The following is a 15318-nucleotide window of genomic DNA, read 5'->3' on the forward strand; positions in this document are numbered from 1 at the left end:
CGGTTCGTTTTTCTTTGTCTGTCAGTAAGATGTCTTTCCATAATGTGCGTGTCTATGGCAGTTTGGGCAAAGTGCAATTGCGTTTTCTACTGTGTCGTCTCCACCTTCTGCCAATGGTTTTTTATGGTGAACCTCCAAATAAGGTGAATTATCAAGGTCTCTTATAAACGGTGCTGATTTATTGCAACGTTCACAAATTCCTTTTGCCCTGTCCAAAACTTCTGCAATTACGTATTGATTTCTGTTAAAAATAGTTTGTTTTACAGTTGTCTTTGTAGGTTTTGGGTTTGATTTTGATAATATTTCTTGTCTTTTCTTACGTGATAGTTTTCTTGCTTGTTTAACTTTTTCTTCAAGTTTCTTTTCTATTTCGTAAGCCGTTTTTGAAGGTATATTTTGAAGTTCGTTTGAGTAAAAATCAGCAAGCGAAATTTTATTTTTTGCAATATGACCTCTATAAGAAGTCACCATTTTACTGTCATAAATCCTTCCTGTTGCAGTCTTAAAACTGTCCCAAATATCTTGTCTGTCAATAAGTGCTTTTAGGTTATTCAAGTTTTCTATTTCTAACCAGAATAATGGTTCCAAAAAGTTCTTTGTTGATTTAACTATTTTGCTATCTGAATTTGGAATGTCTTTAAATTGTCTGTCCAGAAGCAACCAAATTACACCTTCTCTTGTATAGGCTGCAAAGAAAATTCCACCTGTCAATAATGATATACTGTAATCATTTGTCCCAAATAATGCTCTGTCTGGAAATGTTGTGTTTTTAAAGGCTGTTTCAAAAAAGTCAACCAAGTCTGTTTGAAACGGTTTTATTTTCCGCTTCTTGTCAGTCCATTGTTGAATTTCATATTTCCAATTAAAATCAATCATTTCGTCTTTGTCGTATCGGTCGTTTTAAAATGAGCCACAACTCCCAAATAGGCGCAACTTACACCTATCTAAGACAAAAGTAAGAAATTGTCAAAGTTTTCCGAATCTTCAACTTATTTGCTACGCAAGCGGCTGATATAGAGGTGGATGAGGGTTATTTGGCTTTAGGTAGTTAGCTTGTACAATACAAAATGCGAGTAGCGTATTCTGTATTGTCAGCAAGTTTACTGCTTTACGAACAATTCAAAACATACATAACTTTTACACCCCGTTCAGCGGCTTTGGGAATTCTTCAAACTCTCTGTGTGGCGTAATGGTATAATACCCCCCCCCTCCAAAAATCCGGGCCTCCCCAATTGGAGAGGCCCGTGACCGTTACTGCAACCGGAACTCGACTCGGCCCAGAAAGGCCTTGTCTGTAAAGAGCTCGGCAGAATAAATGCCTGACTTCAGGCGTTCGCTCAACTCATAGGGGAAGGTTAGCCGCTTCCCCGCTTTCGAGACGTCAACCACCTGGCTCATGTGGACGGTGACGGGGTTCATAATCCCCGGTGCATCGACCGTCACTTGCCGGCTGTCCTCGGCTTTCAGCGGGCGCTGGGCCATATCTTTCAGGCTGACATAAATCGTCTGTTTGCCAGCCGATGCGTCTGCCAGTTCGTCGGGAAGGTCAACAATAACCGCAATTTTGCGCACGCGGCGGGCCTTTACCGTCAGCTTGTCGCGGCGGCGGATGACTTCGACGCGCAGGGAATTGGCCCGCAACACGGGTGCTTTCGGCTTTTCTTCGACCTTCTCGGGTTTGCTTTTCAGGATTTGATTTTCGACCAGCAACGCGTCGTTTTTCTCGCGGAGCTGCTGGTTTTCACTGGCGAGCCGCTGATTATCGTTTGTCAGGGTATTGAGCTGTCCGGCCAGCGCTGCCCGTAGTTTCCGTAGCTCGCTTACCTGCTTTTTCAGCGAACCCAGCGAGTTGTTTTCCTTTTTCAGCCGGGTCAGCACGCGGTCTTTTTCGGCCAGCGTATTGGTCAGACCGGCGAGGTTCTCGTTCAGCGATTTGTTTTCGTCACGCACCGTTTCCAGCTGACCGGAAATGGTCCGGACTTCCTGCTCCAGCGTCTTTTTGGTGGTCAGCAAGGAGTCGGCCTGCTTGGTCAGGGTGTTGTTGGCCGCTTTCAGTTCGGTGCCCTGGTTCCAGTGGTAAATGCCCCAGCCCAGGGAGCCAAGCAGGAGCAGCAGCAGGGCCAGCAGGGCATAGCGCTGGGAGCGCTTTTCGGGGGCCTGTTCTTCGTCTGTTTTTCGTTCAGTGTAATAATCCATAGTGGTAAGGGTAGGGTTGAAAGTGATACAAGAATATCAAGTTGTGAGTAGATCAAACATACTCAGCGGCTTAGAAATATATTAAAATTTGATTTTTGTGTAGGTAACACTGCCAGGCGATGTACATGAAACTGCATAACAGTTCAGCGTCTGTATTGGATTATGTTTACACAAATTTTTACTTAACCCATCTTCATCAGGCGATTGCCATGGTTACGACCCGAATCCGAAAAAAGGCTATTCTTTTCCTGCTGCTATCGGGGTTTGCGTTTGTGCGGCCCTTTTCGCAACCCCTCACGGCGCAGCCGCTGAACACGGCCAAACCGTGGACTTACTGGTGGTGGATGGGCAGTGCCGTCACCCGCGAGGGCATTACCTATCAGCTCGAACAGTTTGCCAAAGCTGGTCTGGGCGGCGTACACATCATTCCGATTTACGGGGTAAAAGGCTACGAAAATCAGTTTAAGCCGTTTCTCGGGCCGGAGTGGCTGGCTCATTTTCAGTTTACGGTGCAGGAAGCCAAACGCTTACGCCTCGGTGTCGACCTGACTACGGGGACCGGCTGGCCATTCGGCGGGCCCAACGTGACACCGGCAATGGGCGCGAAGCAGTGGAAACTGGTCGACGGCAAACTGACGAGCGTACCGACCCGGCAGCAGGTGAAACGACCGGCTCCCGGCGGGGCAGGGCTCGTGGTTGACCCGTTCGACAAACAGGCGGTGCGGCAGTACCTGACCCGCTTCGACTCAACCCTGATTCCGCTGGCCGAAAAGCCACGGGCGATGTATAACGACTCCTACGAAATTTACGGCGCCAACTGGACCGACCAGTTTCTGCCCGAATTCCGGAAGCGGCGCGGCTACGACCTCAACAGCCAGCAAGCCGCGTTTCTGGATACCACCATGGCCGAGGCCAGCGTGCGGGTACGGCAGGATTATTACCAGACCATTGCCGAGCTGTTGCTCGATCAGTTTACTACTACCTGGACCGGCTGGGCACGCCAGAACGGCTACCTGACCCGCAATCAGGCCCACGGCTCGCCGGGTAACCTGCTGGATCTGTATGCCCTGGCCGATATTCCGGAAACCGAATCGTTCGGCACCAGCAAATTTCCGATTCCCGGCCTCCGGGTCGATCCCGATTACGAACCCGACCGCTTCGGTAACCCCAGCGTGCTGGCCATGAAACTGGCGTCGTCGCCCGCGCACCTGCTGGGCAAACCGCTGGTCAGCTCCGAGACTACGACCTGGCTGGCCAACCATTTCAAGGTGTCGCTGTCGCAGATAAAACCGCAGATCGACGAGCTGTTTACGGCGGGGATCAACCATATTTTTTACCACGGCACCACCTATTCGCCGCCCGGTGAGGCGTGGCCGGGCTGGCTTTTCTACGCCTCGACCAACTATAGCCCGTCGACCCACTTCTGGAACGAATACCCGGCGCTGAACGCCTACGTGGAGCGTTCGCAGGCACGGTTGCAGGCGAGCCGCCCCGACAACGACCTGCTGGTGTATTTCCCGATGCAGGATATCTGGGCGCTGCCAGGCAAGTCGCAGGGCGGCATTCAGCAACTGGATGTACACCATGTGGAGCGGTGGCTGTCGCCGCAGCCGTTCGGCAAACTATGTGAGCAGCTCCGGCAGCAGGGCTTTACGTTCGATGCCGTTTCGGATGCGCAGCTGACGGGATTACGGGCGGTCAACGGCCGGATTTTGTCGAAAGGGAGCAGCTACCGGGTGATTGTGGTGCCCGACTGCCGGTATATGCCCGAAGGAACCATGCAGCAACTGGCGCGGCTGGCGGGGCAGGGGGCTACGATTGTCTTTGAGAAAAACCTGCCGCAGCAGGCACCGGGTTTCCGCGATGCGGCCCGCCGGAATGCTTTGGTCAAAACCATGGCGCAGGCTCTGGCCAAACGCCCGGGCGTTCGGGTAGCTGCCGATGTACCGGCCACGCTGACGGGACTAAAGGTGCTGCCGGAAGCGTTAGGGGCTAACGGCCTGTCGTTTATCCGGAAAAAAGCCGATGACGCAGCCCTGTATTTCGTCGCCAACCTAAACAACCGGTTTACCGAGGGTTGGGTGCCCATAAACCGGCCGGTGTCGCAGCGGTTTGATCCGCTCACCAACAAAACCGAAATGCTGATTACCCGCAAAACGCCGGACAGGAGCGACGAAGTCTGGCTGCGGCTGTTGCCGGGGCAGTCGTGTTTTCTGAGCAGTCTGGTGAGCACGGATGCGTGGGGCACTCCCGAAATTCTGCCGAAAGTGCAGAAAACGACCACCTTCCGCCCGCTGATACAGCTGAGCGGCCCATGGTCGCTGTCGTTCGGTGCGGGTCGGCCGGCGCTGTCGGGTACGCGCTCGCTGGCGCAGCTGACCTCCTGGCCTGCCCTCGGCGACTCGGCAGTCTATTTTTCCGGCAAGGCGATGTATACTACCACGTTTGACCTGCCCGCCGCCCCCCAAGCCAAAACGATCTATCGCCTGGACCTAGGCGATGTCCGCGAAACGGCCCGTGTCTGGATCAACGGCCACGACGCCGGTCTTGCCTGGTCGATTCCGTTTGAGCTGGAAATTCCGGCGGGCTGGCTGAAACAGACCGGCAACCAACTGAAGATTGAAGTAACCAACCTGTCGGCCAACTACATGCGCCTGCGCGACAAACAGCAACCGGCCTGGAAGAAGTTTTACGATATTAACATTGTCGACATCACCTACAAGCCGTTCGACGCGGCCCGCTGGGAGCCGATGCCGTCGGGACTGCTCGGGCCGGTGCGCGTGCTGGCCAATGAGTAAGTAAGAGGGGCTGTTTCAGACAGGATTGCAGGATTAACCACGAAAGCCTGCAATCTTGTCGGGCAAAACGAACAACCTATTTACCGGTAATTCGGTTATAGGCTTATCCCATTTGCTCAACGTATGAAAATTTTAGTGGTTGAAGACGAACCCAAAACCCTCAATGCCATCCGGCAGGGGCTGGAAGAGAGTCAGTTTGAGGTTGATATTGCCTACGACGGCCTGATTGCCCAGCGACTGGCCCTGAAAAATAACTATGCCCTGATTATCACCGATGTTATTCTGCCGGGTATAAACGGCTTTGAGCTGATTAAAGAACTGCGGAATAAAGGACTGACCACCCCCATTCTGCTGCTGACGGCGCTGGGTGAAACCGAAGATAAAGTCACCGGTTTTGATGCCGGGGCCGATCAATACCTCACCAAACCGTTTCAGTTTGCCGAGCTGCTGGCCCGGGTACGCTCCCTGACCAAACGCAGCACGCAGGTCACCATGACGGCCCAGACGCTGAGCTATGCGGGGCTGGAAATGAACCTCGACGCCAAAACCGTCACCCGCGATGGCCAGCACATCGATCTGACCGCCCGCGAGTTTGCGTTGCTGGAATACCTCATGCGTAATCAGGGGCGTGTACTGTCCAAAATCGACATTGCCGAACAGGTCTGGGATCTGAATTTCGATACCGGCACCAACGTTGTAGAAGTCTACATCAATTACCTGCGCAAAAAACTGGACCGTGACTTCCCCACCAAACTGATTCATACCCAGTTTGGTATGGGATATGTGTTAAAAGCAGACGAATGACGATCCGGACCCGGTTGACCCTGCGCTTTACGGGGCTGGTGACGGCCATCGTGGCGGTGTCGTTTGCCTGTATTTACTGGTTTACCGCGTATTTTATCACCTCCGATTTTAACCGGCGGCTTGAGAAAAAGACGAAACCCTACGGTACTGCACTGGTCATGTACGGCCACGACCACAAGGCGCTGAAAAAACTCAGTCTGCTCCATGCCGATCAGCTCCCCAGCCAGAAAATTACCATCTACGATGCGCAGAATACGCCTTTTTTTACCAGCAACGATGGCCTGCGTTTAGGCATACCGGTTCGGGAAATCAATAAAATCCGGCAGCAGGTCCGGCGGATGTTCCGGTGGCGGTACTTTTACGTAGCTGGTGTGCGGTATGATACACCGACGGGTCAGTATGTGGTCCTGGCCAGTGCCGAAAATCTGTATGGCGACGATTTTCTGCGGACGATGCGGTGGGCGCTGATCATTTTTTTCTTCCTGATTATTGCGCTGGTGGCGTTTTCGGGCTGGCTTTATGCCGGCGATGCGTTGCAACCGATGAAGCGGATATCAAAGCAACTGAACGCCATTTTTCCGAAGAACCGGCACAAGCGCCTGCCACTAAAAAAGGAAAATGATGAGATTGGCCGGCTATCGGTGACCATCAACCAGCTCCTCGACCGGATTGATGAGTCATTCCGGCTGCAGCGGATGTTTGTGGCCAATGTCTCGCACGAGCTGAAAAACCCGCTGACGCAGATTCAGTCGCAGCTCGACGTCTCCCTGCTGAGTCGCCGGGAGCCGGAGCAGTATGTGCAGACCATCCGGTCGGTCCTCGACGATGTCGGTGCGCTGTCGGCCTTGACCAAAGCGTTACTTGAGTTATCGAAAATAAACGAGGAAGATGCCGATAGTCTGTTGACCGACAAGGTCCGGATGGACGAAATTGTGTGGGATGTGCGGGACATGGTCAGGGAAATCAACCCGCGTTATCAGGTGCGGATACAGTTTAAGAACCTGCCCGAGGAGGACTTTGAACAGCTCACCATGGCCGGCAATGCCTCGCTACTCCGGACAGCACTGAAAAACCTGACGGAGAATGCCTGTAAATTCTCGCCGGACCATACCGCGATGGTTCATGTTAGCGTCGGAGACAGCTCGGTACGGATTGACGTGCAGAATCACGGCGAGCCTATTCCGGCCCATGACCTGCCCTATATTTTTGAACCGTTTTACCGGAGCCAGCAAACGGCGCAGACCAGCGGCTATGGCATCGGTCTGTCGCTGGTAGAACGGATTGTCCGGCTGCATCGCGGTAAACTGACGGTCGAATCGGCTCCCGGAAAGCCTACTTCATTTATCATCGAGTTTTACCATTCAGCCCCGTTCTAATGAAATTCTAAGCCTTTGTTCAGGAGTGTCTAAGCTGATTTGTAGTGCTTTGTACCAAGTCGTTCATCTACAGCCGGAAACACCATGAAAAAAGAAACAAGCATTGCGCCTGAAGGGGAGCTGGAAATCATATCGAAAGAAGAAACACGTGAACAAAACGCCGATCAGACGGTTGTTCGTAAGCCTGACTGGCTGGTAATCTGGATAGTCTGTTTATTTTTACTGACTGCCCTGATTGCCTGGCTTTCAGGCTTTTTTGCCTTACCGGCCTAACCGGTTTACCGAACGGACATACTCATGGAATTATTTCATTTACTAACCATTCTGATCGTTGTTTCCGCGTTGTTCTCCTATGTCAACGTCCGGTTTCTGAAACTGCCCGACGCCATCGGCATCATGCTGGTATCGTTATTTTTCTCCCTGATCGTATTGGGTGTAAACGAGCTGAAACCCACCTTGTTTGCCCTGACCCGACAGACCATTCGTGACATTGACTTTCATTATGTACTGTTCGATGTCATGCTGTGTTTTCTGCTCTTTGCCGGCGCGTATCATGCCGATGCGGCCAAACTGAAGGTAGAACGCCGGTCAATTATCCTCTTTGCCTTTGTAGGGGTATTGCTTTGTACGTTTTTTGTCGGCACGTTGCTTTATTGGCTGGCTGGCTGGATCGGGGTAGCGCTGCCCTACGCTCTCTGCCTGTTGTTCGGATCACTTATTTCGCCGACCGATCCGATTGCCGTACTGGGCATCCTGGCTAAGTTTAAATTACCCGAAAGTGTGAAGACCAACATCGTCGGTGAGTCTTTATTCAACGACGGGGTGGCTGTTGTAATTTTTGCAACGCTTTATCAGGTAGTTCTGAATGGCTCTTCTTCCATTCAGGCGGGGGAAGTGCTGCTGATCTTTCTACAGGAAGCGGGGGGCGGTATTTTGTTCGGGGCCTTGCTCGGCTACGGTTTGTTCGGGCTGCTTCGTTCCATTAATCACTACCAGACCGAGGTGTTGCTGACGCTGGCCGGCGTAATGGGCGGGTACTTGCTGGCTCATCAGCTGCATGTGTCGGGTCCGCTGGCCATGGTTGTGGCCGGTTTGTTTATCGGCAACCGGGCGCGTCAGAGTGCCATGAGTGAGGAGACGGGCGAATACGTTGACCGGTTCTGGGAACTGCTCGACGTGGTTCTGAATGCGATTCTGTTTGTATTGATCGGTGTAGAGCTGCTGGTAATTGATTTTACCGCTTCGAACCTGATGATTAGTGCACTTGCTATTGTGATCGTTTTAGTATCACGCTATCTATCAATCATTATACCATTTACGGTTGCCCGACGCTGGCTGGACCTCGACAATAAAGCCCCGCTGATGCTGACCTGGGGCGGCTTGCGGGGCGGGCTCTCCATTGCCATGGCGCTGTCTATCGGAAAAGCTGTCCCGGACAGCGATCTGATTGTTAGTATAACCTATGCCGTGGTGCTGTTCTCTGTAGTTGGCCAGGGGCTTACGATGGAGCGGCTCATCAAGCGATTGTATCCGACCGGCTAAGTCAATGCCGCATAGCTGCCGCCGAACCTGATTCTTGTCAGGTTTGGCGGCAGACTGGCCGGATGAGTTGCATGAGTCGGGTAGATTGTGCAGTTTTGGGCCGGGAAAATACAATAAATCCATGCGGTCATTAGGCGCTATCGGCTTGCTGTTGCTGCTCCTGTATCATACGATAGGGGTGCCTGTGGCCGTATTGTGCTTCGATGATCGCTTCGAAACCGCCTCGCCGGTATCACAGCAGGATGAATGGCAGGTGATGAAAATTCCCCTTTCACTGCCTTACACTACCTATTGGGAAAATGCTGCGGATCAGCATGGGTTGATTCAGCAGGGTGAGTCATTCTATAACATTACCCGCCAGCACATTGAAAACGATACGCTCTATACGTTGATGAAAACCAACCTGCCGGCACGCGACCGCTTTGCCGAGCTGGCCAATTCGGTGCAGCAACTCGTAGACCAGCAGACCGAAGGGGCGAAATCGCCGTTGTCTGAAGCGTTGACGCTCCTGAAATTACGCATCCATACCTATCTGCCGCCGGTATTCGGCTGGCCCTCAGAAAACTACCCCATGTTAAACTACCTGCCAGCCCCGCTGACACAAGTCATTTACGGGCACTACCCGCAGACAGGCAGGTTATTGTCGCCTCCTCCCGAACATTAGTCCGGCTTCCTGATTGTTTACCGGAATCCTGTTCCCCGGCAGGTGCGTTACGTCGCACTGTCCGGCGGGTTGGGCTATTCCTGCATTTCTGCTTCCCAATCATTCCGTACGAACTGTTTATGAATAAGACATACATACTGATACTATTTTTGCTGATGGGCCTGGGTGCCTGTCAGCCCAATACTTCACCGGACGAGTACAATGCCAGAGCCGGGAATCCTGAACTGTTATATGCGTCGGCCAAACAACTGACCAATGTGATGATTCATGATATTTTTAAGCCGCCTGTCGCCAGCCGGATCTACGGATATGCGTTTCTGGCCAGCTATGAAGCCATGGTGCCGGGCGATAAGGGACATCACTCCATTATGGGAAAACTGAACGGGTCGGAAGCTACCCCGCAACCCGACGCCGGTCAGGCGTATTGCTTTCCGCTCGCTGGCTTGAAAGCGTTTTTGTCGGTCGGCCGCGCCTTAACGTTTTCGGCCGACATGTGGGATACGTACGAACATACGTTCCTGCCCGAACTGGAAAAACTCGGCGTGCCTTCCGACGTGTACGAACGATCAATGGCCTATGGCGATCAGGTAGCCAAACACATTCTGGCCTATGCCAGCAAAGATCACTACAAGGAAACACGGGGCTTCCGGTATACCATTTCCGGAAAGCCCGGGACCTGGGTGCCGACCCCGCCGGCTTATGCCGATGCCTGTGAGCCGCAATGGAATACTGTGCGGACGTTTACCCTCGACTCTGCGCAGCAGTTCCGGTGTCTGCCCCCCGCTGCCTATAGCCTCGACAAAAACAGCCGGTTCTGGAAACTTACGACTGAAGTGTACGACATTGGTAAACACCTGACCAGTCAGCAGCGGGATATTGCCTATTTCTGGGACGATAATGCGTTCGTAACCAATGTAAAAGGCCACGTAATGTTTGGCAGCAAAAAAATGACCCCGCCGGGCCACTGGATTGCGATTGCTACCACCCTGGCCCGTCAGAAAAAGGTCAGCATGATTCAGGCAGCCGAGTTGTATTCGCTGACTGCCATTGCGCTCTACGACGGCTTCATCGCCTGCTGGGATGAAAAGTACCGCAGCGTACGGATACGACCTGAAACCGTGATTAATCAATACATCGACCCGATGTGGCGGCCGTTTCTGGAGACGCCTGCCTTTCCCGAATATGTGAGCGGTCACAGCTGCATTTCGGCGGCGGCCGGTCAGGTGATCAACCGCTTATTAGGCGGCACTATTGCTTTTACCGATTCTACCGAGCACCCGTACGGACATGGCGTCCGGTCGTTTGCATCGGTAAAAGACGCTTATCTGGAAGCCTCCATCAGCCGTGTGTACGGGGGGATTCATTTCAGGGACGGGGTTGAGGAAGGAACGGTTCAGGGAGAGCATGTCGGACAATGGGTTATCCGGAAATTACTGCCTGTTACCATCGCCCGTCAGTAATCAGAGGAAGGTATCAGACTACTAAGGCGAATATAACATGTTGACAATTAAGGGTAATTTGATAAACTGTACCGGTTTCGGAAGGTATTCATTTTCAGAGGCTGTAGTATTTTGTAAGGTTTTTGATGATGAGAATCATAGGTTCCATGGCACTATTGTTGTGTCGGATTTACGCAAAGGTTTCGGCCTGATTACCCAAAGAATACAACGTACCATGAAAAAACAGATACTACCGGGCGTAATAGCTGTTCCGGGAATCGCTATCCTGCTGATGGCTTGCCAGCCATCCAGCGATCTGACCCAAAAAGGACCTTTAGATGATAAGTTGGAAACGTTGATTGACCAGGCCTCGTCCGGGCAGGGTAAAGCCTTTTATCAGCTGCCGGAGAGTACAGACTATACGCGGATCCCGCAGGATCCGAAAAATCCGGTTACGGCCGAAAAGGTGGCGCTCGGGGAGTTACTGTTCCATGAGACGGCCCTTTCGCAGCACCCGATGAAAATAATCAGTTTCGGGACCTATTCGTGTGCGAGTTGCCACCATGCCAAAGCCGGCTTTCAGGCGTGTGTACCGCAGGGGATCGGCGACGGCGGGGTTGGTTTCGGGCAGAATGGCGAAGCACGGGCGATCAACAGCCAGTATCAGGGCAGTGAGGTAGATGTGCAACCGGTACGCAGCCCGTCGGCGCTCAATATTGCCTACCAGACCAACATTCTCTGGAACGGGCAGTTCGGCGCAACCGGCGTAAATACCGGCACAGAAGCGGCCTGGACGAAGGGAACCCCGAAGGAAAAGAACACATTGGGCTTTCAGGGGGTAGAAACCCAGGCCATTGCGGGGCAGGATGTGCACCGGCTCAACATGAAGGCGTCAGCCTTTCAGGGTAATGCGACCTACAAAGAACTGTTCAAAAAAGCGTTCAACGATAACTGGACCAACGATGCGCAGACGGCGATCAATGCCGGTATGGCCATTGCCGCCTACGAACGGACCTTGTTATCAACACGGGCACCGTTTCAGCGCTGGCTGAAAGGCGAAGCGGGGGCGTTGTCGTCGGAAGAAAAGGAAGGCGCTATTCTTTTTTTCGGGAAAGCGGGTTGCGCGCAATGTCACAATGGTCCGGCCCTGAACACCATGAAGTTCTACGCACTTGGCATGAGTGACCTAACGGATGGCGCTCCAAGCGGTAAGGCAGTGGTTGTGCAGGCCGACCCGACGAAAGCGGAGCACAAAGGTCGTGGCGGGTTTACGGGCAGAGCGGAAGACATGTATAAGTTTAAGGTGCCGCAGTTGTATAACCTGAAAGACAGTCCGTTCTATGGGCACGGTGCGTCGTTCCGAACGATTGAAGAGGTAATCACTTACAAGAATGCGGCGGTAGCACAGAATGCCAATGTACCGAAAACACAACTGGCAGCGGAGTTTAAGCCACTGAATCTGTCAACGGCCGACATGCAGAAGATTGCGTCGTTTATCCGTAATGGTCTTTATGATCCGGAGTTGATGCGGTACGTACCAAAATCGCTGCCATCCGGTGCCGCCTTCCCGAACAACGACCCGGTCAGCCGCTCGCAGTTAGGGTTTTGACAACAAGTGGTGGCACGACTTAGACAGAAATGCCTGGTCGTGCCACCACTCAGTTTTACGGCATTTTGGCCAGATTTTCCCAGCGGACCTTCCATTTGCCGTTTTTCGGAAAACCGGGGGCCGGTGTCCCTTTATCGCCGTCCCAGCCTTCGCACATCATCGCAATGGCCATCAGCAGCCCGCCGTTGCCTGGCAGGTAGATGCGCAGGTTATCACGCTGGTAATTATGACCGTTGTGCAGAAACGTGTTTTTGGTCACGTTCATCAGCAGCACATCAATAGCCTGTTCCGGTTTACCGAGGCGGGCCGCCGTCATCGCCACGAGCGGATAATCCCAGCCCCAGGTATTCTCCCACGACCAGACGGTCATCACCTTATCGAACGTCCGTTGCATGGTCGGCATATCGAGGTCGGGTGTGCCCGGCAGGTAGCCATAGGCCCCAAGTACGGTCGGGTGGTCGGTCATGTAGGGCGGATTGGTGTAGGAATCGGTTGCACTTTCGGCAGCCAGATACACGCCATCCTGTGCCGGCAGGGGCGACAGTTGTTTGATCACCTGATCCCATTCCGGTTTCCGGCCCATGCCCAGCCGCCCGCGCCACTGCTGCGCCACCGACAGACCCCAGTACCAGTACGCCAGCTCAAATGGCGGGTTGAAGGTGTCTTCAGCCTTGAAACGCTCCTGGGCCGGAATCAGGCCTTTGCCCAGAATATATTTTCCTTTCGCTTTGTCAAAATAGGCGTAGGACGCCATGAAATCGGCCGTCGCGAAAACAAGGTCTTTGTAGGTATCAAGCGTTTTTTTATCCTTATGATTCCGGTACGCCAGCTCGGCAAAGTACAGGAAGTGGGGCTGTTGCCAGATCAGAAACGGCGCGATGGGCGACGGGCTTTCGTTCCCCACGTCGTCCACCATTTTAGGCCAGCGGATACCGGCAAAGCCCTGACGTTGTGCCAGTTCACGGCCCTTGTGACTGATGGTCTGGTACCACGGCAAACTCCGTTCGAGCAGGGCGGGCCGGTTCCAGAGCATGAAATGGGCCGCATGCCACCAGTGCATTTCGAGGTGGGGTTTACCATACCAGCTGTTGTAGACCAGACCGGTTTCCTGCGGCGGAATGGTGCCGGAGCAGTTGATTTTGGTCAGGTATTGCGACAGCACAATCCGTCGTTCGAGTTCACCCGCACGGGGATCGGTACTACCGCTGAGGTCAACAGCCCCGCCGGTTTGCCAGAAGCGTTCATAATGCGACTTGTTGAGCGGCTGAACCACGGTAAAGGCAGCAACCGCTTTGGGGTTGGCCTGTTCTGAAAACAAAACGGCAAACGCCAGAAGATCTTTTTGCGGGGCAGGCGTCAGCTCAAACAGATGGGCTGCCTTTTCCTGTAGGCGGGCCTCACCGGTCCAGGCAACTGCCGCGCTGTAGCGGGTCGTGTCGAGCTTCCGTTCGAGCACCACACTCCGGCTACCGGTCGACCGCAGGGTAGTGGTATGTTTATCGGGCATATCCCAGCCGCCTTCACCCTCCCAGTCGGTAGCGCCATAAGGAAAACGGAGCGAGACCGTCAGCCGTTTTTTCTGCACCAGCGGCGATTTAACCTGCACGTTAATCTGATCAAGCGACGGGTGGCAAATGGTTACCACATCCACTGGCTGTCCTTCGAGCTCGAAGTGGCTGCGGATTTCGCCGGTCCAGAGGTCGAGGGTCTGCCGGATTTGTTTAATGTCGTGCCGGCCGGCAAGGCTACCGTCGGCCTTTTTGAGCACAAAACCGACACGGCCGAGATCCAGCCGGTGCGCATTTTCGCGGAAATAGTTGGTCACTTCGCCCTTGCGGCCCGTGTTGGCGTTGAACGCGTAGGTATACGGCACCTTGCGCCCCTGGGCTTCATATTCCTTATAGACCTCCTCAATCCGGTAATTATTCGTGTTCGGTACGCTGTGCCAGCCCCACTGCGACTGGGTGCCGAGCGGAACACCGCGCAGGTAATGATCAGGGAAGGTTTGCAGGCCGGTAGCGTCAACCGTAAAGGCAAACTCGCCGTTACCAACGGTCACAGAGCCAAGGGAATCAAAACGGGTATTAACAACGTTGTGGCGGCTGACAAGGGCCTTGCGGTCAATTTTTTGCCCGAACGAGGCTGTCGCCAGCAGCGCCAGCATGCCCGGCAGGAAGGGTTTGAAAAGAAAATGCATGTGTATAGTGGCGACCCATGTGGCCGCCCGGTTAAATTGTTTATCGGCGCGTATGCCCGAATCTATGTGTCGGGCATTCATCCGCAATCCCTGAATCCGTACGGGCGACCCCATGTGGTCGCCCACTGCCTGATGATGGCCCATTTCCTGAAATTGGTGCCCACATTGGGAATGGGCGACCACGTGGGGTCGCCCGTACGGGTTTGGGTGGATGCCCATTGTCTGAAATTGGTGCCCACATTGGGAATGGGCGACCACGTGGTCGCCCGTACGGGTTTGGGGGATGCCCATTGTTTGTAATTGGTGCCCACATTGGGAATGGGCGACCACGTGGGGTCGCCCGTACGGGTTTGGGGGATGCCCATTGTCTGAAATTGGTGCCCACATTGGGAATGGGCGACCACGTGGTCGCCCGTACGGGTTTGGGGGATGCCCATTGTTTGTAATTGGTGCCCACATTGGGAATGGGCGACCACGTGGGGTCGCCCGTACGGGTTTGGGGGATGCCCATTGTCTGAAATTGGTGCCCACATTGGGAATGGGCGACCACGTGGTCGCCCGTACGGGTTTGGGGGATGCCCATTGTTTGTAATTGGTGCCCACATTGGGAATGGGCGACCACGTGGGGTCGCCCGTACGGGTTTGGGGGATGCCCATTGTCTGAAATTGGTGCCCACATTGGGAATGGGCGAC

At 53.6% G+C, this 15318-nt stretch carries 12 protein-coding genes; 8 read left to right on the top strand and 4 right to left on the bottom strand.

Annotated features, from left to right (window positions below):
• Window positions 1–21: 21 nt before the first annotated feature.
• Window positions 22–876, bottom strand: a complete 855-nt coding sequence (locus BLX24_RS33400; protein WP_071503964.1) for an HNH endonuclease — start codon at window positions 874–876, stop codon at window positions 22–24.
• Window positions 877–1251: 375 nt separating this feature from the next.
• Window positions 1252–2196 carry a DUF8428 domain-containing protein gene (locus BLX24_RS14975; RefSeq protein ID WP_071503965.1) on the bottom strand — a complete coding sequence of 315 codons (945 nt, stop codon included), beginning with the start codon at window positions 2194–2196 and terminating at the stop codon, window positions 1252–1254.
• 209 nt (window positions 2197–2405) lie between these two features.
• Here BLX24_RS14975 and BLX24_RS14980 point away from each other — a divergent pair, with 209 nt between their 5' ends.
• The 8 genes from BLX24_RS14980 to BLX24_RS15015 all read left to right on the top strand — a co-directional run bounded on the left by BLX24_RS14980 (window position 2406) and on the right by BLX24_RS15015 (window position 12428).
• The gene (locus BLX24_RS14980) at window positions 2406–4994 is read left to right on the top strand and encodes a glycosyl hydrolase (RefSeq protein ID WP_071504140.1); all 2589 of its coding nucleotides are present in this window, start codon (window positions 2406–2408) and stop codon (window positions 4992–4994) included.
• A 123-nt stretch (window positions 4995–5117) separates the two neighbouring features.
• On the top strand, window positions 5118–5798 hold the full coding sequence (locus BLX24_RS14985) for a response regulator (RefSeq protein ID WP_071503966.1): 681 nt from the start codon (window positions 5118–5120) through the stop codon (window positions 5796–5798).
• Window positions 5795–7174 carry a sensor histidine kinase gene (locus BLX24_RS14990; protein ID WP_071503967.1) on the top strand — a complete coding sequence of 460 codons (1380 nt, stop codon included), beginning with the start codon at window positions 5795–5797 and terminating at the stop codon, window positions 7172–7174. The genes BLX24_RS14985 and BLX24_RS14990 overlap by 4 nt, the downstream gene beginning before the upstream one ends.
• A gap of 84 nt (window positions 7175–7258) precedes the next feature.
• On the top strand, window positions 7259–7447 hold the full coding sequence (locus tag BLX24_RS14995; protein ID WP_071503968.1) for a hypothetical protein: 189 nt from the start codon (window positions 7259–7261) through the stop codon (window positions 7445–7447).
• Between the two features lie 24 nt (window positions 7448–7471).
• Entirely contained in the window at window positions 7472–8716 is a 1245-nt protein-coding gene (locus tag BLX24_RS15000) for a cation:proton antiporter (protein WP_071503969.1), read from the top strand.
• Window positions 8717–8837: 121 nt separating this feature from the next.
• A complete protein-coding gene (locus tag BLX24_RS15005) occupies window positions 8838–9380 on the top strand; it encodes a hypothetical protein (RefSeq protein WP_071503970.1) in 543 nt (180 codons plus the stop codon).
• A 119-nt stretch (window positions 9381–9499) separates the two neighbouring features.
• Window positions 9500–10840 carry a vanadium-dependent haloperoxidase gene (locus BLX24_RS15010; RefSeq protein WP_071503971.1) on the top strand — a complete coding sequence of 447 codons (1341 nt, stop codon included), beginning with the start codon at window positions 9500–9502 and terminating at the stop codon, window positions 10838–10840.
• A 214-nt stretch (window positions 10841–11054) separates the two neighbouring features.
• Window positions 11055–12428 carry a cytochrome-c peroxidase gene (locus tag BLX24_RS15015; RefSeq protein WP_071503972.1) on the top strand — a complete coding sequence of 458 codons (1374 nt, stop codon included), beginning with the start codon at window positions 11055–11057 and terminating at the stop codon, window positions 12426–12428.
• A gap of 55 nt (window positions 12429–12483) precedes the next feature.
• Here the strand turns inward: BLX24_RS15015 and BLX24_RS15020 are convergent, their stop codons facing one another.
• Window positions 12484–14769, bottom strand: a complete 2286-nt coding sequence (locus BLX24_RS15020; RefSeq protein WP_229201812.1) for a hypothetical protein — start codon at window positions 14767–14769, stop codon at window positions 12484–12486.
• Window positions 14703–15062 carry a hypothetical protein gene (locus BLX24_RS32165; RefSeq protein ID WP_177225846.1) on the bottom strand — a complete coding sequence of 120 codons (360 nt, stop codon included), beginning with the start codon at window positions 15060–15062 and terminating at the stop codon, window positions 14703–14705. The genes BLX24_RS15020 and BLX24_RS32165 overlap by 67 nt, the downstream gene beginning before the upstream one ends.
• Window positions 15063–15318: the final 256 nt, after the last annotated feature.

It is taken from the genome of Arsenicibacter rosenii (genome assembly GCF_001870735.1).
Classification (GTDB): Bacteria; Bacteroidota; Bacteroidia; order Cytophagales; family Spirosomataceae; genus Arsenicibacter; species Arsenicibacter rosenii.